This window comes from Marinifilum sp. D714 (assembly GCF_030851345.1).
In the GTDB taxonomy this organism is placed as follows: domain Bacteria; phylum Bacteroidota; class Bacteroidia; order Bacteroidales; family Marinifilaceae; genus Marinifilum.
On the sequence record NZ_JALPNU010000031.1, the window covers coordinates 16,031 to 37,438 of the forward strand.

The 21,408-nt window shown below is 35.8% G+C and carries 21 protein-coding genes; 11 read left to right on the forward strand and 10 right to left on the reverse strand.

The features are described 5' to 3' along the window. Positions 1-6: 6 nt before the first annotated feature. A complete protein-coding gene (locus M0051_RS17915) occupies positions 7-936 on the reverse strand; it encodes an ATP-binding cassette domain-containing protein (protein ID WP_306742928.1) in 930 nt (309 codons plus the stop codon). 144 nt (positions 937-1,080) lie between these two features. Between M0051_RS17915 and hxpB the strand changes: the two genes are divergently transcribed. Beyond that, positions 1,081-1,734, forward strand: a complete 654-nt coding sequence (gene hxpB, locus M0051_RS17920) for a hexitol phosphatase HxpB (protein ID WP_306742929.1) — start codon at positions 1,081-1,083, stop codon at positions 1,732-1,734. On the opposite strand, the gene M0051_RS17925 is transcribed toward hxpB, so the two are convergent. The 7 genes from M0051_RS17925 to hpt form a co-directional block, all read right to left on the reverse strand. Beyond that, complete coding sequence (locus M0051_RS17925; protein WP_306742930.1) at positions 1,712-2,233, reverse strand: shikimate kinase; 522 nt, start codon at positions 2,231-2,233, stop codon at positions 1,712-1,714. The two genes, hxpB and M0051_RS17925, sit on opposite strands and share 23 nt — an antisense overlap. A 41-nt stretch (positions 2,234-2,274) precedes the next feature. After that, positions 2,275-4,893, reverse strand: coding sequence for a DNA gyrase/topoisomerase IV subunit A (locus tag M0051_RS17930; protein ID WP_306742931.1), 2,619 nt, complete (start codon positions 4,891-4,893; stop codon positions 2,275-2,277). 59 nt (positions 4,894-4,952) lie between these two features. Continuing rightward, the gene (locus tag M0051_RS17935; RefSeq protein ID WP_306742932.1) at positions 4,953-6,785 is read right to left on the reverse strand and encodes a DNA topoisomerase IV subunit B; all 1,833 of its coding nucleotides are present in this window, start codon (positions 6,783-6,785) and stop codon (positions 4,953-4,955) included. Between the two features lie 266 nt (positions 6,786-7,051). Beyond that, positions 7,052-7,744, reverse strand: a complete 693-nt coding sequence (locus M0051_RS17940; protein ID WP_306742934.1) for a phosphatase PAP2 family protein — start codon at positions 7,742-7,744, stop codon at positions 7,052-7,054. Between the two features lie 12 nt (positions 7,745-7,756). Then, positions 7,757-8,746: a GTPase ObgE gene (obgE, locus tag M0051_RS17945; protein ID WP_306742936.1), complete on the reverse strand. Its 990-nt coding sequence runs from the start codon at positions 8,744-8,746 to the stop codon at positions 7,757-7,759. Positions 8,747-8,758: 12 nt separating this feature from the next. Beyond that, positions 8,759-9,364 carry an adenylate kinase gene (locus M0051_RS17950; protein WP_306742937.1) on the reverse strand — a complete coding sequence of 202 codons (606 nt, stop codon included), beginning with the start codon at positions 9,362-9,364 and terminating at the stop codon, positions 8,759-8,761. Between the two features lie 3 nt (positions 9,365-9,367). Beyond that, on the reverse strand, positions 9,368-9,907 hold the full coding sequence (gene hpt, locus M0051_RS17955) for a hypoxanthine phosphoribosyltransferase (protein ID WP_306742938.1): 540 nt from the start codon (positions 9,905-9,907) through the stop codon (positions 9,368-9,370). Between the two features lie 286 nt (positions 9,908-10,193). Between hpt and purE the strand changes: the two genes are divergently transcribed. From purE to M0051_RS17975, 4 genes are all read left to right on the forward strand, one after another. Next, positions 10,194-10,700, forward strand: a complete 507-nt coding sequence (gene purE / locus M0051_RS17960; RefSeq protein WP_268188352.1) for a 5-(carboxyamino)imidazole ribonucleotide mutase — start codon at positions 10,194-10,196, stop codon at positions 10,698-10,700. A gap of 213 nt (positions 10,701-10,913) precedes the next feature. Beyond that, positions 10,914-11,726, forward strand: coding sequence for a hypothetical protein (locus M0051_RS17965; protein WP_306742939.1), 813 nt, complete (start codon positions 10,914-10,916; stop codon positions 11,724-11,726). A 9-nt stretch (positions 11,727-11,735) separates the two neighbouring features. After that, positions 11,736-13,769, forward strand: coding sequence for a helix-hairpin-helix domain-containing protein (locus M0051_RS17970; protein WP_306742941.1), 2,034 nt, complete (start codon positions 11,736-11,738; stop codon positions 13,767-13,769). Positions 13,770-13,833: 64 nt separating this feature from the next. After that, the gene (locus M0051_RS17975) at positions 13,834-14,307 is read left to right on the forward strand and encodes a PaaI family thioesterase (RefSeq protein WP_306742942.1); all 474 of its coding nucleotides are present in this window, start codon (positions 13,834-13,836) and stop codon (positions 14,305-14,307) included. A 3-nt stretch (positions 14,308-14,310) separates the two neighbouring features. Here the strand turns inward: M0051_RS17975 and M0051_RS17980 are convergent, their stop codons facing one another. Further along, positions 14,311-15,216 (reverse strand): RluA family pseudouridine synthase, encoded by a 906-nt coding sequence (locus tag M0051_RS17980; RefSeq protein WP_306742944.1) that lies wholly within the window; start codon positions 15,214-15,216, stop codon positions 14,311-14,313. Between the two features lie 352 nt (positions 15,217-15,568). Here M0051_RS17980 and M0051_RS17985 point away from each other — a divergent pair, with 352 nt between their 5' ends. The 5 genes from M0051_RS17985 to M0051_RS18005 all read left to right on the forward strand — a co-directional run bounded on the left by M0051_RS17985 (position 15,569) and on the right by M0051_RS18005 (position 19,816). Beyond that, positions 15,569-16,051: a hypothetical protein gene (locus tag M0051_RS17985; protein ID WP_306742945.1), complete on the forward strand. Its 483-nt coding sequence runs from the start codon at positions 15,569-15,571 to the stop codon at positions 16,049-16,051. Then, complete coding sequence (locus M0051_RS17990; RefSeq protein WP_306742946.1) at positions 16,045-16,683, forward strand: HAD family hydrolase; 639 nt, start codon at positions 16,045-16,047, stop codon at positions 16,681-16,683. The genes M0051_RS17985 and M0051_RS17990 overlap by 7 nt, the downstream gene beginning before the upstream one ends. 59 nt (positions 16,684-16,742) lie before the next feature. Next, positions 16,743-17,396, forward strand: a complete 654-nt coding sequence (locus M0051_RS17995; RefSeq protein WP_306742947.1) for a DUF5020 family protein — start codon at positions 16,743-16,745, stop codon at positions 17,394-17,396. A gap of 23 nt (positions 17,397-17,419) precedes the next feature. Beyond that, positions 17,420-18,718 (forward strand): NCS2 family permease, encoded by a 1,299-nt coding sequence (locus M0051_RS18000; protein ID WP_306742948.1) that lies wholly within the window; start codon positions 17,420-17,422, stop codon positions 18,716-18,718. 246 nt (positions 18,719-18,964) lie between these two features. Further along, positions 18,965-19,816 carry a hypothetical protein gene (locus M0051_RS18005; protein ID WP_306742949.1) on the forward strand — a complete coding sequence of 284 codons (852 nt, stop codon included), beginning with the start codon at positions 18,965-18,967 and terminating at the stop codon, positions 19,814-19,816. Between the two features lie 248 nt (positions 19,817-20,064). Here M0051_RS18005 and M0051_RS18010 read toward each other — a convergent pair whose 3' ends face one another. Beyond that, positions 20,065-20,760: a DNA-binding domain-containing protein gene (locus M0051_RS18010; RefSeq protein WP_306742950.1), complete on the reverse strand. Its 696-nt coding sequence runs from the start codon at positions 20,758-20,760 to the stop codon at positions 20,065-20,067. Between the two features lie 391 nt (positions 20,761-21,151). Between M0051_RS18010 and M0051_RS18015 the strand changes: the two genes are divergently transcribed. Next, positions 21,152-21,408 (forward strand): hypothetical protein (locus M0051_RS18015; protein ID WP_306742951.1); only part of this gene is annotated, 257 nt, incomplete at its 3' end.

Here is a 21,408-nt window from a genome sequence, read left to right on the forward strand (position 1 = left end):
TATCTTTTAATGAAGAGTTAACTGACGGAAAATATCTTCCAATTTTTTCTCGGTTGGTGTTAATTCCGAAATATAATAATTGTTTTGGACACATAAATCAAAAATAGCCTTCACCGAAGTTTCCTCCTTCAGTGATTGTACTTCGAACAACTGTTTATCGATATCAATAAAATCTACAGAATCGATAGTTTCTAAATTCAATAAATTTTCGAATATATCATTTACATCACCTCCCTGAATGCCCAATTTTAAAATTTCATTCCCTGCAGCCTGTTTTCTTAATTCCTCCGCTGTACCATCAACAACAATTCTACCATTATTGATGATTAAGATTCGGTCGCAAGTAGCCTCCACCTCCGCAAGAATATGGGAGCTTAGAATAACGGTTTTTTCCTTCCCAATTCGTTTTATTAGCTCTCTAATTTCAACAATCTGGTTTGGATCTAATCCTGTAGTAGGCTCATCTAATATCAAAATTTCCGGATCGTGAATTAGAGCCTGAGCTAAACCAACCCTTTGCTGATATCCTTTAGAAAGTTCACTAATCAATTTGTGCTTTTCTCCTTCAAGCCCACAAATTCGAACCATATCCAAAATACGCTCGGCAATTAAGTATTTAGGGATACCATGAATTTTTGCTATGAACTCTAAGAAATCAATGATATTCATATCCTGGTAAAGAGGATTATTCTCAGGCAAATAGCCAATATTCTTTTTGATTATTTCAGGATGCTCTTTTATAGAATAACCTCCTACTTTAACATCTCCCTCATCAGGGTTTATGTAACAGGAAATTGCTTTCATTGTAGTTGTCTTTCCTGCACCATTGGGTCCTAAAAAACCCAACACTTCCCCTGCTTTTACACGAAAAGAAACATTGTCCACAGCTTTTTGTGGACCATATCTTTTTGTCAGATGCTCAACAACTATATCCATATTTCGAAACTTTCATTTGGTACTTAACAAATTTAAAAAAATCGACTCTTCTATAATTAGGCAGTCAGTGATTTAACAATTATTAACAATTTGATAAAATCTATTAATTTAAAATTTCATTTTAAAAAACACTACTTTTGCTGCATGATTAAAGCGGTAATTTTTGATATGGATGGGTTACTAATCGACTCAGAACCATTTTGGCAGGAGAGTGAGAACCTTGTATTCAACTCATTAGGAATTAATACAAGCAAAGAAATGTTTGAAATTTTCATGGGAAAAAGAATTGATGAAGTTGTAGATGCCATGTGGGAAATTCAAAGCTGGAATCACAAGAGTAAAACTGAAGTTGTTGATGATATCGTAAACAATGTGATTAAGCTGGTTAAAGAAAAAGGAAAAGCTTTAACTGGTGTGTACAATATTTTGGAAATCCTTAAACAATCCTCAATAAAGGTAGGTTTGGCTTCCTCGTCAAAAATGAAAATCATTGAAGCGGTACTAGACAAATTGAACATTAGAGAATATTTTGAAGTTGTTCATTCTGCAGAGTACGAAGAATATGGCAAACCTCATCCACAGATATTTATTTCAACCGCAAAAATGCTTGGTGTAAATCCAAATGAATGTCTGGTATTGGAAGACTCTTTAAATGGTGTTATATCCGCTTTGGCTGCAAATATGAAGTGTTTTGCCATTCCTGAATCAGGAGCATTGAATTTAAAAAAATTCATTATCGCAAACAGAACCTTAAGCAATCTAAATGAATTTAAACTTACTGATTTAGAAAGTTTATAATCGGATCTAGAATTCGAATAAAGTTTTCTAACTCCAAATCTCCTGTTACAATTTTATGCTTTGCTTGCTCATAAAATGGCTTTCTTAAGTTAAGATGATTCTTAATGTAATCCAATAATTCTTCTTGAGAGAAATTTTTCACTAAAGGACGCTCTGTTTTGGAACTTGTGATTCGATCGCGCAATAATTCGGGACTTCCCTCAATATAAAGCGTATCTCCCAAAGAATTCATTTCTTGTATGTTATTGTTAAAACATGGAGCTCCTCCTCCTGTAGCAATAATTACATTGTCGATATCAGCAATAGATAGCAAAGCTCTTTTCTCTCTTTCTCGAAATCCTTCCTCATTATATTTTGTAAATATTTCAGGAATTGTCATTCCTTCGCGTTCTTCAATATGGGTATCTAAATCAAGAAAACGAAGCCCATAATGATTGGCTATCATTTTACCCCATCGCGATTTTCCACTCCCCATATATCCCACTAAAAATATTCGCATAACTATTAAGAAAAAAACAGGTGTCTGAGACACCTGTGCAATTACATATTTAATTCTATTTGATTTTTACCATCTTCGGCTATAACTTCATCAACAGCTTCATTCCCTACCTCTTCTTCTGTAATTTCATTCTCCCTTGCAAGTGGTTCAATTTCTTTAATTTCGGCAATTTCGTAAATACTTAATCGTTTTCCTCTTGCCTTGTATGATTTAACTCCAATAAACTCCTCTCCTTCAATAATTTCGTTTGGTCTATCTTCATTTTTACCTCCAAATGAAATCTCGAACCTAGGATGCTTCTCATCGGTTAGAATCAACAGCTTGTTCTCTGGATTATCACCAACAAAACTTGTTGGCTTACCATTTCCTTCCATGGTAAATCTCTTCAAATACCAATATTCCTGATCTGCATCGTAAAATACAGCGGACCAAACTTTCTCAGCATCAAATTTTTCAATAATACTGATATCATCCGAATAATGATTGCTTAAATCGAAACTGGTAAAATGGAAAGTAGCTGGTCTGCTCACCACAAGAATTCTATCATCTCCCATAAATTCTCCTAAGAAATCACCTCGCTGATCAGTATTTAAACGTAACACATCTGGATCGAACCAAATCTTACGACCTCCAAGAGTAGAAACACCTTCATGTTTTAAGGTAATTTTATGTACATCATTTCGAGAAAGAATATTCCCCATTGATGCGCGTCCTTTAACCGCAAGTTCCGCAAAATCAAACTCAAAATTCAACTTTTTAAGCCTTGGTTTTGGTTTAAGAACAACGCGAATAATTTCAGCTTCTCCATTTGGATTGGCTGTAAAATAAAGTATTCTAGAACCTGCTGTTCCTTTTGTCAAATCATACTCTTTATCACGAGTAATACTTGTTACCGAGAAACGCTTTACATAGCAAATTCCACCGCGTCCATCACGATAAGCTACATTATAAATGGTTCTCTTATCGTTCTTTCGGAAAACGGCAATATGCATGATATTTTTACCAATAAATGATTTTTCCGAAACTTTGGTAACAAAATAAGTTCCATCTTTTCTGAAAATAATCACATCATCAATATCCGAACATTCACACACATATTCATCTTTCTTCAAGCCGGTTCCCATGAAACCATCTTCACGATTGATGTAAAGTTTTTGATTTGCAACAACAACCTTAGTTGCAACAATATTCTCGAAGCTTCTAATCTCTGTTTTTCTCTCTTTTCCTTTTCCGTATTTCTTTTTAATTGCCTGGAAATAACGAATTGTGAAAGGAATAATATTCGCAATATGAACTTTTATTTCTTCAATCTCATCCTCGATAGACTGGATAAAATCTTTTGCCTTATCGATATCGAATTTAGAAATTCTCTTAATCTTAATCTCTGTTAAACGAATGATATCGTCCTGAGTAACAGCACGCATTAAATGCTGTGTATGTGGTTTTAATCCTTCATCTATTGTAGAAAGAACAGATTCCCAGGTCTCACATTCCTCAATATCGCGATAGATTCTATTTTCGATAAAAATTCTTTCTAAGGATGCATAATGCCATGCTTCCTCTAATTCATTCTTGCGAATCTCAAGCTCAAGTTTTAATAATGCTACCGTATTATCAGCAGATCGCTTTAATATTTCGGAAACTCCAATAAACTTTGGTGTATCATCTTCAATAATACAGGCATTTGGAGAAATGGATGTTTCACAATCTGTGAATGCATACAACGCATCAATGGTTTTATCTGAAGAAATACCATTTGCTAGGTGTATTAGAATCTCTACATTGGCTGCTGTATTATCATCAATCTTTTTAATCTTGATTTTCCCCTTGTCATTTGCTTTAATAATCGAATCAATCAAGCTCGAAGTAGTCTTACCAAAAGGAATTTCAGAAATCTTTAAAGTCTTGTTATCAACTTTTTCAATTCTTGCACGAACTTTAACTGCACCTCCTCTTAAACCGTCGTTATAACGACTTACCTCTATCATTCCTGCTGTTGGGAAGTCAGGATATAGCTCAAATTCCTCTTCTTTCAAATAAGCAATACAAGCATCAATTAATTCATTAAAGTTGTGCGGTAAGATTTTGGAAGCCAAACCAACAGCAATCCCCTCTACTCCTTGAGCCAGCAGCAATGGGAATTTTACCGGAAGTGTAATTGGTTCCTTATTTCTACCGTCGTAAGAAAGCTTCCAATTGGTCGTTTTCGGGTTGAACAACACCTCCAAGGCAAACTTCGATAAACGAGCCTCTATGTAACGAGGAGCCGCCGAAGAATCACCAGTTAGTATATTTCCCCAGTTCCCCTGAGTATCGATCAATAAATCTTTTTGTCCCAATTGCACCAAGGCATCACCAATTGAGGCATCACCATGTGGGTGATACTGCATGGTGTTACCAATAATGTTCGCAACCTTATTGTAACGCCCATCGTCCAATTGTTTCATGGCATGCAAAATCCTACGCTGAACTGGCTTTAATCCATCGTTCACATAAGGCACTGCACGTTCCAAAATTACATATGATGCATAATCGAGAAACCAATCCTGATACATACCAGAAAGGTAGGTAACATTTCGCATGGCTTCTGATTGGGCACCGTTCACTTCGTTGTCCAACTCCTCCGGGTTCTCCATATCTTGTCTCTCTTCGCTACTCATAGAGATTTTTGGGTTTAATGGTTTTTTTATTCGATTTACTGATTGTCGGTTCTCAATCCTTACAACTCATCTTTCTCAACATACAAGTTGTCGATAATAAACTCCTGTCGTTTTGGTGTATTCTTACCCATGTAGAATTCTAACATTCCTGAAACTGAATCATCTTTTTTCATCACAACCGGATCTAATCTGATGTCTTTTCCAATAAAGTTTTTGAATTCATCAGGTGAAATCTCACCCAATCCCTTAAATCGCGTAATCTCGGGTTTTGCTCCCAAACGTTTAATAGCCTTCTCTCTTTCTTCATCAGAGTAGCAATAGAACGTTTTTCTCTTATTTCTAACTCTAAACAAAGGAGTTTGTAAAATATAAAGATGTCCTCCTCTTACCAAATCTGGAAAGAATTGTAGGAAAAAGGTGATCAACAATAGCCTAATGTGCATACCATCCACATCGGCATCCGTTGCAATAATTACGTTGTTGTAACGCAAGCCATCCATTCCATCTTCAATATTTAAGGCTGCTTGCAGCAAATTAAATTCTTCATTTTCGTAAACAATCTTCTTGGTTAACCCATAGGTATTAAGAGGCTTCCCTTTCAAGCTAAATACCGCCTGAGTGTTTACATTTCTTGATTTTGTAATCGATCCACTTGCGGAATCACCCTCGGTAATAAAAATTGAGGTATCTGATTTTGATTCGTGCTTTGAATTAAAGTGGACTCTACAATCGCGCAATTTTCTGTTGTGAAGGCTTGCCTTTTTCGCTCTTTCCTTTGCAATCTTCTTGATTCCTGAAATTGCTTTTCGCTCTTTCTCGTTTTCAAGGATTTTTTTATGCAAAATATCTGCAACCTCCGGATTTTTGTGCAAGTAATTATCCAAATTCGAAGTCACAAAATCCATAATAAAATTACGAACAGATGGTCCATTTGGGCCAATATCTTTAGAACCTAATTTTGTTTTGGTTTGCGATTCAAAAACCGGCTCTTCAACTTTTACACTAATTGCAGCAATTATTGAAGTTCTGATATCCGATGTATCGAAATCTTTCTTGTAAAAATCGCGTACCGTTTTTACTACTGCTTCACGAAATGCTGCAAGATGTGTTCCTCCTTGTGTCGTATGCTGTCCGTTTACAAACGAATAATATTCCTCACCATATTGTCTGCCATGTGTAAGTGCGATTTCAATATCATCACCTTTCATATGAACAATATCGTATAAGCCCTCAGAGTTCATATTTTCAGTCAGAAGATCTAATAAACCATTTCTCGAAAGGAATTTTTCCCCATTAAAGTATATCGAAAGACCAGCATTCAAATACACGTAATTCTTCAACATGGTTTGGATGTATTCCGAAATAAACCTGTAATTCGAAAACATCTCCTCATCTGGATGAAAAGTAATCTTAACTCCATTCTTTTCTTCCGAAGGTTGAATTTCTTCCTCTTTTAAAAGTACACCTCTGGAAAATTGAGCTTTTTTCACTTCCCCATCACGAAAAGATTCAATAATAAAATCATCAGATAAAGCATTCACAGCCTTAATACCTACACCATTCAATCCAACAGACTTTTTAAAGGCCTTTGAATCGTATTTAGCTCCTGTGTTCATTTTTGAAGTTACATCAATAACCTTTCCCAAAGGGATGCCTCGTCCATAATCACGAACGGTGACTTTACGATCGGTAATGGTAACCTCAATTGACTTACCAATACCCATTGCAAATTCGTCAATGGAGTTATCAATTACTTCTTTTAATAAAATGTAGATACCATCATCATGGGAAGAACCATCGCCTAATTTCCCGATATACATCCCGGGACGTTTACGGATGTGTTCTTTCCAGTCGAGTGTACGTATTGAGTCTTCAGAATATTTTGCAGTCATGAAAATTTCGCGTTTTTACAAATATAGCTAAAAGAACGATTCCTAAGAAAGTAGTTTATCAACAGCCTGTTAAAAGACAAGAGGAATCATACGTACAGAAAACATTCGCAAAAACTTATTCCTCTAAAAATCAATCAATCTGATTAGAACAATCAAAATGATTCCAAATTAAGAGGAAGTTTAATTTTATAACAAATAGACACTAAAGCTTAACAATAATTGATAGATAGGCGGTATTTTATCAATTATTTTTCCAAGAAGATGAATTAAAACAGTCCGTATTTTAACAGTTTTTTTACCACCAAACAAATGGTAATAATTTCAACAGAAGCAACTCCTATAACAAGCCAGGTTGCAGCGTAACTAATAACTTGAGTATTACGTCTACCACGAGTTAATGGTCCTTTACGTGAGTTAGAAATCCACTGGGTTAATCGATAAACGCCATATCCAAGGAGCAATCCTAAAACCATTCCTCCAATTATATCACCTGGAAAGTGAACTCCTAGATAAATGCGGGTATAAACTACTAATAAAGACCAGGTAAAAATGAAGAATGTATATAATTTATTTCTAAACAATAGCGATGTAAAAAGTGCAAAGCCAAATGAATTTGTTGCATGAGAGGAAACAAATCCATATCGTCCGCCTTTGTAACCACTAACCAAATTTACCATTCCTTCTAAACTTGGATCGTGACTTGGACGAAATCTTTCAAACACATTTTTAAAGAGTTGTGTAGAGATTTGATCGCACAAAAATACAAGTAAAAATGCACCTAAAATCCAGTATATGGCTTCTTTTCCTTTCACTTTGTAAATCTGATACAACAGTAAAAGGTACAATGGAATCCAAAATTCTTTTCGGGTAAAAAACATCATTACAACATCCCAAAACGGTGTATTGTGGCTGTTAAACCACAGAAAAAGCTCTTTATCCAATTGAATCAAGGTATCCATTCACTAATTATTTTATTCGTTAATTGCTTTCCAGATCATGTCCTTTAACTCCATGATTCCCTTTTGAGCCACCGAAGATATAAAAACACATGGAACATCCGGCAAATCTTGCTTAATTTCATCAATCAACTCCTCATCCAACATGTCTGATTTAGTGATTGCAAGCAATCTTTGCTTATCCAACAATTCAGGGTTGAACTGCTTCAATTCATTCAAAAGAATCTTGTATTCCTTATGAATATCATCACTGTCGGCAGCTACCATAAACAACAAGACAGAATTTCGTTCGATATGTCGTAAAAAACGTAATCCCAATCCTCGACCTTCATGAGCTCCTTCAATAATTCCCGGTATATCTGCCATAATAAAGGAACGATCATCGCGATAAGCAACAATTCCAAGATTCGGAACCAAAGTGGTAAAGTGGTACTCAGCAATTTTGGGTTTAGCTGCAGATACAACAGAAAGCAAAGTTGATTTACCAACACTAGGAAATCCAACCAAACCAACATCAGCAAGAACTTTCAGCTCTAAAATAACCGATCTCTCAACTCTTTCTTCACCCGTTTGTGCATATCTTGGAGTTTGATTGGTAGAAGATCTAAAATGCCAGTTACCAAGACCTCCTCGACCTCCTTTTACAAGAACCTTCTCTTCTCCATCTTCCGTTACATCAAAAATAACTTCTCCGGTTTCAGCATCGCGAGCAACAGTTCCCAACGGCACTTCAATCACCTTATCTTCGCCATCGAAACCTGTACTTCTACTTTGGCTACCCGATCCTCCGTCGCCAGCAAATACGTGACGACTAAACTTTAGATGAATTAACGTCCACAATTGTGCATTAGCACGGATAATGATGTGACCTCCACGACCACCATCACCACCATCAGGACCTCCTTTCATCGTTAATTTATCACGATGAAGGTGTGTTGAACCATTTCCTCCAGCTCCCGATCTACAAAAAATCTTTACGTAATCAACAAAATTAGATCCTGACATAGCTTATATTTTCTATCGTACTTCTGCAAATACAGGTGTAAGAGATAGTTTTTCTTTAATTAGTTTTGAAATTCTATCTAAAACTTCATCCATCGATCCCATTGCATCAACAGAATAGTAAACACCTGCTTTTTTATATTCTTCTGCGATTGGCGCAGTAACATCATCATAAATTCGCAAACGCTTTTCAATTACCTCACGTCCACTATCATCTGGTCGACCTGAAGTTTCGCCTCTTTTCAATAAACGTTGAATCAACTCCTCTTCTTCTACTTTCAGCTCGACCACAATATCAACAATACTATTTCGCTTGGTAAGCATTTCTGCAAAAACAGGAACCTGACCTACATGACGTGGCATTCCATCATACACAAATCCCATCGCTTCCTTCTTCGAATCGATAAACTTCTCTACAATTCGATACGCCAACTTATCCGGAAAAAAGTTACCTCCATCAATTAGTCGCTTAGCTTCTAATCCTTCTGGCGTAGCTTTCTTTATTTCCTCCCTGCAAACATCTCCAGTTGAAAGGTGTATTAAGCCAAATCTATCTTGTATTAATTTAGATTGCGTCCCCTTCCCCGATCCTGGAGGTCCAAACAAAACAATATTCAACATTATTTAATCAATTACAGTATAGATATCTGGTAGGTTTCTTCCAATTCCATCATAATCCAAACCTCTACCAACAATAAAATCGTTAGGAATTTCCATTCCAACATAGTGTAATTTTACATCTCTGATTAAAGCTTGTGGCTTGAACAACATTGTTGCAACCAACACTTCTTTTGCTTCATAATCTTTGATCTGTTCTAAAGTATTTGAAATTGTGATTCCTGTATCTACAATATCTTCTAACAATACAACTGTACGATCTTTTAAGTCTTCAGTAAAACCCATTAATTTTTTTACTTTGCCTGTGGTACTTGTCCCCTCGTAAGACGACAAACGCATGAAAGTAATTTGTGCATTTTCAACAGTTATTTGCTTCATCAAATCTGATGCAAACATGAATGAACCATTTAAAATACAAATGAACAAAGGATTTTTTCCTTCCAACTCTTTATTCATTTTTTCAGCCATTTGGGCAATTACCTTATCAATTTCCTCTGCTGGAATTGATACACGAAATTCTCGATCAAGAAGTTTTACAGTTTTCATTAGTCTTTAATATTTGTCTTAGTTGTCCGACTTCCCCTGTCAGAATTTTTCTGAGTTATCGGGCGGTTAAGGCAATGCCCTAAGCAATCGTTAATGTAATTTTATTCCTTTCAGGAAATAAAAAATGTTTCAACTCCATATGGAACATACACATTTTTTTTTCATTTTTACGCTATAAAATTAGCGACGGATGCAGGTTCACATTCTGGAATTAAAACAATTCCTTATTTTGCTGCAAAAGTACAATTTTTTGTCATTTTATTTATTAAATCCACGAAAAAACCAAATGAAAGCAAAAGTTAGCATTATAATGGGCAGTACATCGGACCTGCCAGTTATGGAAAAAGCGGCAAAAGTTCTTAACGACTTCAAAATTCCATTTGAAATCAATGCATTATCTGCACACAGAACTCCTGAGCAAGTTGAAAAATTTGCTAAAAACGCAAAAGAAAACGGTATTCAGGCAATCATTGCCGGAGCAGGAATGGCAGCTCACCTTCCAGGTGTAATTGCAGCTATGACTTCAATTCCTGTAATTGGTGTGCCGATTAAAGCATCTCTTGATGGAATGGATGCACTTTTAAGCATTGCACAAATGCCTCCAGGAATTCCTGTAGCAACAGTTGGAATAAATGGTGCAATGAATGCAGGTATTCTAGCAGCACAAATCCTTGCTGTAGGTGACGAAGACCTTCAAGAAGCTGTAATTGAATTTAAAGAAGGATTGAAAGAAAAAATCGTTAAAGCAAACGAAGAGTTATCCACTGTAAAATACGATTACAAGACTAATTAGGAAAGCATAATCCTATTTATAGAAATAAATCTGCATATTGTTATGATATGCAGATTTTTTATTTTAATTTAACTATGAATTTCAAACTCAATCAACCAAAATAAAAAGAAAGTAAAAATCAGAGCGCATCATCAAGCAAGGCTTTCACTCAATTTAAGCTTAGCTTAATGATATTGGTATGTAAATATCCTGTAAAACAGTTTTTAATATACTATGCGTACATTTTTATTATTCATTCTTTTATTCATCTCAATAAAGGTCATCGGCTCTAACGAAAACAGGCCTGCAGGTGCACGATATTTTGCAATGGGAAATGCATCTGTTGCGCTCTATGATGAATGGTCGGGGTTCCACAACCAAGCTGGCCTTGCATTATTAAAGAAAAAATCTTTTGGCGCTTACTACGAAAACAGATTCACAAACAAAGAACTAAGCACCAAATCCTTCCACATCAACATTCCAAGTAAATTTGGATGCTTTTCCGGAAACTACACGCAATTTGGCTTTGAACTTTATAAAGAGTCTAAAATAGGATTTTCATATTCAAGAGCCCTAGGAAAACACTTTTGGGCCGGTCTACAACTCAATCAAATAAGAAAAAAACTAAATGCCGAATATGGATCACAATCAAAGTATACATTCGAATTTGGATTGTTAGCAGAAATTGCTTCCAATTTCCATATTGGTTTTCATTTATCAAACCCTACACAGGAGAAATTTGAAACTTGGGATTACGATGATAAAATTCCAACAATAGGCAGATTTGGAATTTCATGGAAATTATCGAACAGAGCCATTATCAGTTCAGAAATATTAAAAAATATAGATGATGACTTACAAGTGAAAGCTGGAATAGAGTACCCAATAAAAAAGAAACTATTCTTCCGAGCAGGAATATACAACCATCCAAATTCTGTAAGTCTCGGAATAGGCTATAACTTCTCTAACTTAAAAACCAACATTGCATTCTCGCGACACCCAGTTCTTGGCTACACTCCATCGGCCGATATCAGTTTCCAATTTTAAAACCGAATCATGAAACAAATTCGCAGCATATTACTATTGGTACTATTCCTTTCTTTTTTAGGTATCGCTAACGCACAAAATACAGCAGGAGAACAGGACTTAATAGAACGAATTATTGAAAATATCGCAGAACAAGAGGAGGATAATCCCGATTACACCAATTTATTGGAAGAAATCACCAAATTGATTCAGCATCCATTAAACATCAACGCGGCTAATTCTTATGAACTGGAAAAGCTATACTTTTTAAATCAAAACCAAATAGAACAATTAATTAAGTACCGAGAAGAAAATGGATCCATACTTAGCATTTACGAAATACAATTAATTAAAGGTTTCTCTGCGGAACTGGTTAAAAACATCGCTCCTTTAATTTCCACAAAGGAAATTCAAAAACCAATCAGCCTTAAAAAAACACAACATCAACTCCTAATCAGAAGCGAACACAATTTTCAAAAAGAGGCTGGATATAACAAATCTAGTGAGAATTCTAAATACCTTGGAAATCCATGGAAATATTACAGTCGATACCAAATGCAATCTCCAAAATCAGGGCTAGACTTTGGTTTTACTGCTGAGAACGATAAGGGAGAACCATTTTTTAAAGATCAAAACTCAAATGGATTTGATTTTTATTCGGCTCATGTTCAGAAAAAATCAAACGGACTTTTAAAACAGATCAACCTGGGCGATTACCAAATTAAATTTGGCCAAGGTGTAAGCTTATGGTCAGGCATGGGTGGTAAAAAATCTTCCTTTACAACGCAAAATGCAAGAAAATACCAAGGCATCAGATCCTACAAATCAACTGATGAAAATCGATTTTTTCGAGGAGCATCCATCATCATATCTCCTTTGAAGGGAATTAACATTGCTGCATTTTCTTCTTATAAAAAGATAGATGCAAGCTCTGGTGCAGACACCATTTCTTCATTTACATCGAGCATTGTAAATACAGGTTTGCACCGAAACAGGAATGAGTTGGACAAAAAAGATATCTTAAAAGAAAAGTTGTTTGGTGGGTATTTCTCCTGGAACTTAAAGAACACTCAGTTTGGTGCTGCTTTTATTCAATATTCCTATTCGCCAGAAATAAAAATCGCCGAAAAAGCATATTCTCAATACAATTTTACGGGTAAGAACAATTACAACCTAAGCATAAATTATCAAACGCAAATCAATAACATTCATCTTTTTGGCGAAGCTGCCCGATCCAAATCAGGAGGCATTGGAATACTACAAGGGGCAAACATCCAAATTCACCCTCAATTTAATCTTGAGACCATTTACCGCAAATACGATAAGGATTTTCATGCTCATTACTCAAATTCCTTTTCGGAACAAAGCAGAAGCCAAAATGAAGAAGGGATTTACATTGGTATTAATTTTCATCCATTTTCTAAATGGAGTATAAAAGCTTACTACGATCAGTTTGAATTTCCATGGCTAAGATATTCGAGCAATTCGCCAACCGATGGGCACGAATATTTTGCTCAAATAGAATACACAAACAGCGATAAGCTATCGATCTATTTTAGGTACAAACAAGAAAACAAGGCTGATAACATCAATGCTGATTTTATAAATATTCCTGTTGAATATGAGAAAACCCAATATCGCCTGCACCTATCAACAAAACCTGCAACGAATTGGGAAATTCGAAACAGAATAGAATTTACCAAATACAAGCAAGCAGATCGAAACGAAAATGGCTTTCTCATTTATCAGGATTTGATTTACAGATTTTCTCAATTTCCACTAAATATCAGTTTGCGATATGCATTATTCGACACCGATTCTTACGACACAAGAATTTATGCCTATGAAAACGATATTTTATACGCTTATTCCGTTCCGGCCTATTACAATAAAGGAAGCCGATTTTATCTCAATTTGAATTATAAAATCAGCAATAAAATTACCTTGTATGCCAGGTATGCCCTAACAAAATATTCCAATAAGGAAAGCATTGGGTCAGGTACTTCTTTGATTGATGGCGATACAAAATCAGATGTAAAACTTCAGCTAAAATTTCGTTTCTAGATTTTCCACAATCATTTTCTTATTGTACTTTCGGATTCTTAAAATTAATACTTAAGATCGTATCATGAAGAAGATCATCAACCCATATCGCTCCACAGAAAACGGAAAATGCTTTGGCTGTTCGCCCGACAACGAACAAGGCTTACAAATGGATTTTTTTGAAGATGGCGAGTATGTTGTTTCCCAATGGGAGCCCAAAACTCACTTTTCTGGTTTTAAAAATGTTTTACACGGTGGAATTCAAACTACAATTCTCGACGAAATAGCTTGTTGGGTAGTATTTGTAAAATGTGAAACAGCAGGAGTAACTACAGCTCTGAATGCCAAATTCAAGAACTCAGCTTTCACAGATAAAGGAAACCTAACCGTTTGTGGAAAACTAATTTCGAAAGACAGAAAATTTGCAACCATTCATGCAGAAATTCTTGATCCGAAAGGAAAAGTGTGTTCTGAAGCTGAAGTTCAATACATGATTTTCCCTCAGGAAATGGCAATTAAGAAATTTGAGTACCCAGGAATTGAGGCTTTTTACGAGTAAAGTTTACACAAGCTCACTTTCTGAATTGTATTTCTCCCATCGTTTTTCCTCCATCTCCATAAATCGACCAAATTTATATGGAGGATTGATGGAAATACTCATCTTCTCTCCAGAGTCAGGATGAGAAAACTGCAACTCGGCTGCACACAAAAACAATCCTTTTCCTCGAAGAATCTCTCCCTCAGTACCGTAAATCTTATCTCCTAAAATCGGATTACCGATACCAGCCATGTGAATTCTTAATTGGTGCGTTCTACCCGTTTCAGGATACAAATCAACCATACTTAAAAATCTATTTCGAATTGATGGAGACTTTTTTACCAACTTAAATGTGCTTACCGCATCCTTGTCATCCACCTGCATATCGATTTTTCCTTTTTCGTGCAAAGAGCCAATAACTACAGCTCTGTATCTTTTCTTCACCAATCGATCCTCAAACTGCTTACCCAATTTGGCAGATGCATCAGCAGTTTTAGCAACGAGCAATAATCCACATGTAGGACTGTCAATCCTGTGAACCGGAAGAAAAACAGGCAAAGCATTCTTTCTCATCGAAGGTCGAAGATTGTAAGACAATGCATTTTGCACCGTACGAAACTGATTTCCGCTCACCGAAATCCCACCTGGCTTATTAATTACAGCAATATGATCATCTTCATAAACCACCTCTAAAGGCAACTTATATATTTTACTTGGTGGCAGCTCTAAATCACACAATTCAATTTTAAAGCCGGCTTTTACCCATAACCCCGTTGAAGCCTGCAATCCATTTACTCTAATTAAACCTCGCTTAATAGCTTTTTTGATTCCCTGATTTGTATTGATTCCAGAGAAAATATGCAAAGCATATTCTTGCAAACGGATACTTTCTATTCCTTCCGGAACCACATGAGCTTCAATAACTACCATAACTCAATTTTATTTTGATGATAAGAAATGATTGAATAATAAAAGATACCAAATTCAGTATAAAAAATAATTTTAAATAAGATGACCTTTATATAAAATCCAAACGAAACTAATAAATGCTGTTTCCAATACAATTTTAATTCATTTAAAATTAAAACAACATTTTTTATTTATCACTTATCCCTTTAAAAACAAGCTTTCTAAACTTTACCTGTTTCGCAATTGATTCGAAATAATTTTGAAATTTAAAATTTTTACTATTTTTGCCGCTCATTAAAAAAAATATCATCTGGGAAACTGGTAATTCCCAATCAGAAGAAAAACTTTCATGATTGGGCCAAAAAACGAAAGGATGAAGAAAACCAATGCAGCTCGCATTTTAGATCGAGCAGACATAGAATATGCGATTATCGATTACGATACAGATCCTATCGAAGTAGGAACTGAGCGTGTAAGCGAGAACATCAATCTGCATATTTCTTACATCAACAAAACTCTTGTACTTTCCGAAAACAAAACAGGAGTTGTTGCTGACTGCATACCTGGTTCGTCCGAACTTAAACCAAATTCAATAGTACAACTTAGCGAAAAAAAGAAGAGTACTTTGACCAGCTTGAAATGTATTCAAGAACTTACCAGTTACAGATGTTCTTTCTTAGACATAAAAAAAGATTACCTTGTTTTTCTCAAACCTTTCGCATTACAATTGGAACAATTTTCAATGAGTACCGAATTAAGAGAGAAACAAATCAAAATAGATTCTATCAACCTTCTCACGTATAAAAAAGCAACCCTTTGTCGAACCTCAAATCCTAAACTAAAGCTAGCATGTTAAATTTTAAGGCAATTATTTGGGATTACAACGGTACTTTACTCGACGACTTGTCGATTGGAGTGCTTAGCATCAACAAAATGCTAAACAAAAGAGGATTGCCTTTACTAACAACCGAGCACTATCGTGAAGTATTTACTTTTCCTGTGAAAAGTTATTACGAAGCTGTAGGATTTAATTTTGAGACCGAAGACTGGGATAAAGCTGCAAATGAATTCATCGATCATTATACATCTTTATTGCCACAAACAGGAATTTTTCCAGAAGCTGTTGATTTGCTATCACACTTTAGTAAAGAGGGTAAAAAGCAATTTATTTTATCAGCAATGGAACAAAACATGCTTAATGAATCAACTCGTAGTGAGAACATCATTAAGTATTTCGATGAGATATCAGGAATTGATAACATATACGCAAGTTCGAAAATTGACAATGGCTTACAGTTGATGACAAAACATGAATTAAAAGCCAGTGAAGTTTGCCTGTTTGGCGACACTACACACGATTATGAAGTTGCGAAAGAGTTAGGTTGTAATTGTATTTTAATTGCATCAGGTCATCAATCCTATCAAAAATTAAAAGAAACTGGTTGCCCTATAGTTGTCAACCATTTAAAGGAGATCACAAAGAATTAAACAACCATTTATAAATTTTTTACTTAATTAAATTCTATTAAACAATCATTTAATTTATCATGAAAAAATTACTTGCTATTTTCGCTGTTTTGGTTTCTTTTGCTGCTAATGCACAAAACCTTCAATTACACCGCGATTTCGACCGTGGACACTTCACAACTACTTTTGAAATGTTCAAAATGGACAAGTGGGGTAACACTTTTACATTTATCGATTTTGATTACGATGCAGAAAACGGTATCAACCAAGGATACTTCGAGATTGCTCGTGTATTAAAAACAGAGAAAATGCCAGTTGGTTTACACATTGAGTACAATGGTGGAGTTGGTAGCGCTGAAACTCCAGATATGAACTTTGGCTACACCATTAACAATGCTTGGATCTTTGGTGTAAACTATGCAAAAGGTGGTGCTAAATCAGGTTTCTCAACATATGCTGGTTACAAAGCCATTAAAGATGCTGGCGAAGCAAACTTCCAAATTACAGGTACTTGGTATGTTAACTTTTTCGATGGCAAAATGACTTTCTCAGGTTTTGCTGATCTTTGGACTGAAAATGGCTTATCAGATGATACAGTATTCTTAACTGAGCCTCAGCTTTGGTACAATGCAACTAAAAACCTTTCTTTTGGTAGCGAGATTGAAATCTCTAACAACTTTGCAGGTGACGATTTCGAAGTTCGTCCAACTCTTGCTGTGAAGTGGAATTTCTAATCAACAATTAAAAACTAGTAATCATGTTAGATAAGTTTTTTAACATTACCAAACAAGGGTCAACCCTTCGTACCGAGGTTGTTGCAGGTATCACAACCTTCATGACAATGGCCTATATCCTTGCGGTTAACCCAGATATTTTAAGTGCAACCGGAATGGACAAAGGAGCAGTATTTACAGCTACTGCCATTTCGGCTATCATCGCAACTTTAGTGATGGCTTTGGTTGCTAAATTACCTTTCGCATTGGCTCCTGGTATGGGATTAAATGCATTCTTCGCATTTACCGTAGTATTAGGAATGGGATACAGCTGGCAATTTGCTTTAACTGCCGTATTCCTTGAAGGTATCATCTTCCTTTTATTAACAGCTTTCAACATTCGCGAGCTAATCGTTAACTCCATTCCGTTAAACCTGAAACACTCTGTTTCGGTAGGTATCGGTCTATTTATTGCATTTATTGGATTAAAAGGAGCTGGTGTTATTGTTGACAATCCTGCTACATTGGTAAGCTTAGGCGATATGAAAAGCCCAAGCGTAATTGTAGGATTAGTTGGTATTTTGGTAACAGGTGTTCTTTTTGCAAGAAACGTAAAAGGATCTCTTTTAATTGGTATCCTTTTCTCAACTGTTTTGGCATTAATTTTAGGAGTAACTCACATGCCGGAAAACTACAAGTTTGTAAGTCTTCCTCCATCAGTATCTCCTATCTTCTTCCAATTCGATTTCTCTCAAATCTTCACCATTGATATGGCTATTGTATTGTTCACATTCCTGTTTGTGGATATGTTCGATACTGTAGGAACTTTGGTTGGTGTAGCTTCTAAAGCTGATATGTTGGATGAAGAAGGTCGTGTACCTCGTGTAAAACAAGCTTTATTTGCCGATGCTGTTGGTACATTCTTCGGATCTATCTTGGGTACTTCAACTGTAACTACTTACGTTGAGAGTGCTGCTGGTGTATCAGAAGGTGGTAAAACAGGTATGACAGCACTTACAACTGCTGGTATGTTTGCTTTGGCGTTGTTATTTGCTCCTGTATTTATCATGATTCCTTCAGCTGCTACAGCTCCTGCTTTGGTAATTGTTGGGTTATTCATGATGTCGCCAATCTTGAAAGTTGATTTGAATGACTTTACAGAAGCGATTCCAGCATTCCTTTGTATCATTATGATGCCATTAACTTTCAGTATTGCTGATGGTATTGTATTTGGGATGTTATCATACGTAACTTTAAAATTACTTACGGGTCGTTACAAAGAAATTAGCCCGGTAATGATTGTTATAGTGGTATTGTTTATTATTAAATTCTATTTTGCCTAATTGATAGCACAAAAATCAGAATAGAATTTTCCATATTCAAAATCCCTCTTTACTTCGGTAGAGAGGGATTTTTTCTTAAAGTCATGAACAGTCCAACAGTCAAATGACTTAATAGTCCAACAAATCAATAACAAAATCTCCCCATAAAAACTGATGATCTAACTTGCTTAAATCCAGAAAAATCAGGTATAACTTTTCTTAAATAACCTCGTAAACAACTACATATCACTAAAAAAAGGAAGTTGAATGATGAGATTTGGGAAGAAAGTATGCTACTTGTTAGCCTCTATGATTGTGATGTATTCGTGCGATTCTAATGAGCACGAATTGGAAATGAACATTACCAACGCGGTAAATGTGGAAGAAAATGCAATGGTTAATTCCATACTGGAAAATATCCTAAACGAAGTGGAATACAACATGCTGAGCATCGATAATGGCATTGCCACAAAACAGGACTCCATCCCCTTCGTAAAAATTGCGGATAACAACAGTCAGGAAAACACAAAGACACTAAGTATTAACTACGGACAGCAAAACAGCAGCGATTATTTAGGCAAACTAAAAAGAGGACGCCTCACCACACAAATAGAAGGTGAGTTCAAAAGCGAAGAATGCTGCTATACCGTAAGCTTCGAGCAATACTACATCAACAATTTAAACATTACGGGTAGCATTAAAGTGGACAGTAGAAAATCGGGAAGCTCCGAAAACCTAACTTTTGATGTAAGCTTCGAAGAGATCCTATTTACCGACGAAAAAGAAAATACCTACACCCTTAGCGGAAAGTTAAGCAGAGAATGGATTGAAGGATACGAAACTTCAAACAACCATTGGGACGATCAGTTCTTTATTAGCGGTACCACCTCCGGCATCAACTCGGAAGGAAGGGAATACAAATCAGAGATATTAACACCATTGTTGGTAAGTCACGCCTGCGAATTTATTGCTTCAGGAGAAGTATTGTTTACGGCAGAAAACGAATCGTGCACATACAGCTACGGCAATGGCTTGTGCGACAACAAAGGATTCTTTACCAGAGATGGCCAGCAATACCCTTTCGAATATGGCAGATATCAGTTTCGCTACCAAAAGTAATTCAATTGGAAACTTTCTTAATGTTTTAAGCGGTTTTTACGTTCACATTTCATTTACCCATTTGAGCAGACTATTGCCCTCGATAGGAGCATACCCCTGCCCTCGGCAGAAGCATGATCCTGCTCTCGATAGAAGCACGCCCCTGCTCTCGGTGTAAGCATGCCCTTGCTCAAAGAAAGTGAAGCATAAAATAAGCCCGTACCTTAGAATAAGATGCGGGCAGTTGCAAATAGATATTGGGACACTATCTATTGCACAATGTAATATGTAGTTGATATTCCGATTCGTAACACTTTCCCATTTCTGGTAGTATTGCGAATCTCTATTCTATATTGACCTGGATTTAAAGCCGGAACTTTTAAGGAAAGTTTCTTGGGTTCATTTAATTTAGGCATGCCAGCCTTGGTTTCTACCCCATCGGCCTTGTTAATGAAAAATACACCTTGCCCATCAATCTCCTCATAAATTTTAAGTGCATTACCTTCAATCTCCAATGCTGCACCAGGAGTAAGAAACTCATCCATTTTTTCAGTTCCCCAATCGTAAACCTTCATAATTTCCGGCACTTCCTTATTCGGTTTTACATAGGTAGGCTTAATATTCTTAGTAGCTGCCTTTAATTCACTGCAAGGAACAATACTCACATTAATGCTGTGTCGCGATGGATCGAACCTATCGTTTTCGTCCTCGAAAACACCGGCAATGTCCAAATTCACAGTAATGTGCTCATCGTGATAACTATAACCTTCACGAACAAAGCCGATAATGGTTTCCCAATACTTTTCGATCACAGCTTTCGACTCTGTTTCCTTTAAAATAGAACCTGGCCCAGTAAGATTAACCAGTAAATTCCCAAAATTTTTGGGCTTCTGGTTCATCACTTTCCCAAGCTTATCTATGGGATTGTCTTTGGTTAACATACAATCATACAAGGAATATTCCATAATATTGAATTTTAAAAATTATTACTATGCATCATGCGCGAGTTAAAAGGCACAACACACCCTATTCTATAATTGCACTACACTTGCAATGCGTAATATTCATAAATTATATGAGTGGGATACTATTCACTTTTATTGTGGTTCTTTATCAGTTGTTTATATCTTTACACACATAAACTTAGTGAACATTATACCAGAGATCAATACATGATTACTATATAGATCCATTCTACTTAAATAGGTAGTTATCTATTGCAAGTACACACAGGCATTACAGAGTATCTTAATATTTAAATACATAATTCATGTTTTACAACACACTTATTACTGGGTTACCTTTTTACCATAACCGGAATTAAGGGGCATAATATTAACTAAATCACAAAAAATTATGAGAAAAGTATTATTTATTACAGCAGCTTTGCTGTTTATATGGTCATGTAGTAAAGATGACGCAAGCGAATCATTTGTTGATCAGGAATCGAAAAATGAGTTTTTTACCTTCCAGCCTAACAATGAGCATGTAAAACTGATGTATGATTATTTAAAAAATACGCCGGAACAATTTGATGCATTACAGGAGAAGCTACTTGGCACACCACACTGGAGCCGGGAAGTAAGTTACACATCAAACGGAAAACCAATGTA

Bases quoted from the DNA above. Each gene is read 5' to 3' on its own strand.
- M0051_RS17975 (WP_306742942.1), top strand. From the start codon at position 13,834: ATGAAGAAGATCATCAACCCATATCGCTCCACAGAAAACGGAAAATGC.
- M0051_RS17965 (WP_306742939.1), top strand. From the start codon at position 10,914: ATGCGTACATTTTTATTATTCATTCTTTTATTCATCTCAATAAAGGTC.
- M0051_RS17950 (WP_306742937.1), bottom strand. From the start codon at position 9,364: ATGTTGAATATTGTTTTGTTTGGACCTCCAGGATCGGGGAAGGGGACG.
- hpt (WP_306742938.1), bottom strand. From the start codon at position 9,907: ATGAAAACTGTAAAACTTCTTGATCGAGAATTTCGTGTATCAATTCCA.
- M0051_RS17915 (WP_306742928.1), bottom strand. From the start codon at position 936: ATGGATATAGTTGTTGAGCATCTGACAAAAAGATATGGTCCACAAAAA.
- hxpB (WP_306742929.1), top strand. From the start codon at position 1,081: ATGATTAAAGCGGTAATTTTTGATATGGATGGGTTACTAATCGACTCA.
- M0051_RS17990 (WP_306742946.1), top strand. From the start codon at position 16,045: ATGTTAAATTTTAAGGCAATTATTTGGGATTACAACGGTACTTTACTC.
- M0051_RS17935 (WP_306742932.1), bottom strand. From the start codon at position 6,785: ATGACTGCAAAATATTCTGAAGACTCAATACGTACACTCGACTGGAAA.
- M0051_RS17995 (WP_306742947.1), top strand. From the start codon at position 16,743: ATGAAAAAATTACTTGCTATTTTCGCTGTTTTGGTTTCTTTTGCTGCT.
- M0051_RS17930 (WP_306742931.1), bottom strand. From the start codon at position 4,893: ATGAGTAGCGAAGAGAGACAAGATATGGAGAACCCGGAGGAGTTGGAC.
- obgE (WP_306742936.1), bottom strand. From the start codon at position 8,746: ATGTCAGGATCTAATTTTGTTGATTACGTAAAGATTTTTTGTAGATCG.
- M0051_RS18000 (WP_306742948.1), top strand. From the start codon at position 17,420: ATGTTAGATAAGTTTTTTAACATTACCAAACAAGGGTCAACCCTTCGT.
- M0051_RS18005 (WP_306742949.1), top strand. From the start codon at position 18,965: ATGATGAGATTTGGGAAGAAAGTATGCTACTTGTTAGCCTCTATGATT.
- M0051_RS17970 (WP_306742941.1), top strand. From the start codon at position 11,736: ATGAAACAAATTCGCAGCATATTACTATTGGTACTATTCCTTTCTTTT.
- M0051_RS18010 (WP_306742950.1), bottom strand. From the start codon at position 20,760: ATGGAATATTCCTTGTATGATTGTATGTTAACCAAAGACAATCCCATA.
- M0051_RS17940 (WP_306742934.1), bottom strand. From the start codon at position 7,744: ATGGATACCTTGATTCAATTGGATAAAGAGCTTTTTCTGTGGTTTAAC.
- M0051_RS17925 (WP_306742930.1), bottom strand. From the start codon at position 2,233: ATGCGAATATTTTTAGTGGGATATATGGGGAGTGGAAAATCGCGATGG.
- purE (WP_268188352.1), top strand. From the start codon at position 10,194: ATGAAAGCAAAAGTTAGCATTATAATGGGCAGTACATCGGACCTGCCA.
- M0051_RS17980 (WP_306742944.1), bottom strand. From the start codon at position 15,216: ATGGTAGTTATTGAAGCTCATGTGGTTCCGGAAGGAATAGAAAGTATC.
- M0051_RS17985 (WP_306742945.1), top strand. From the start codon at position 15,569: ATGAAGAAAACCAATGCAGCTCGCATTTTAGATCGAGCAGACATAGAA.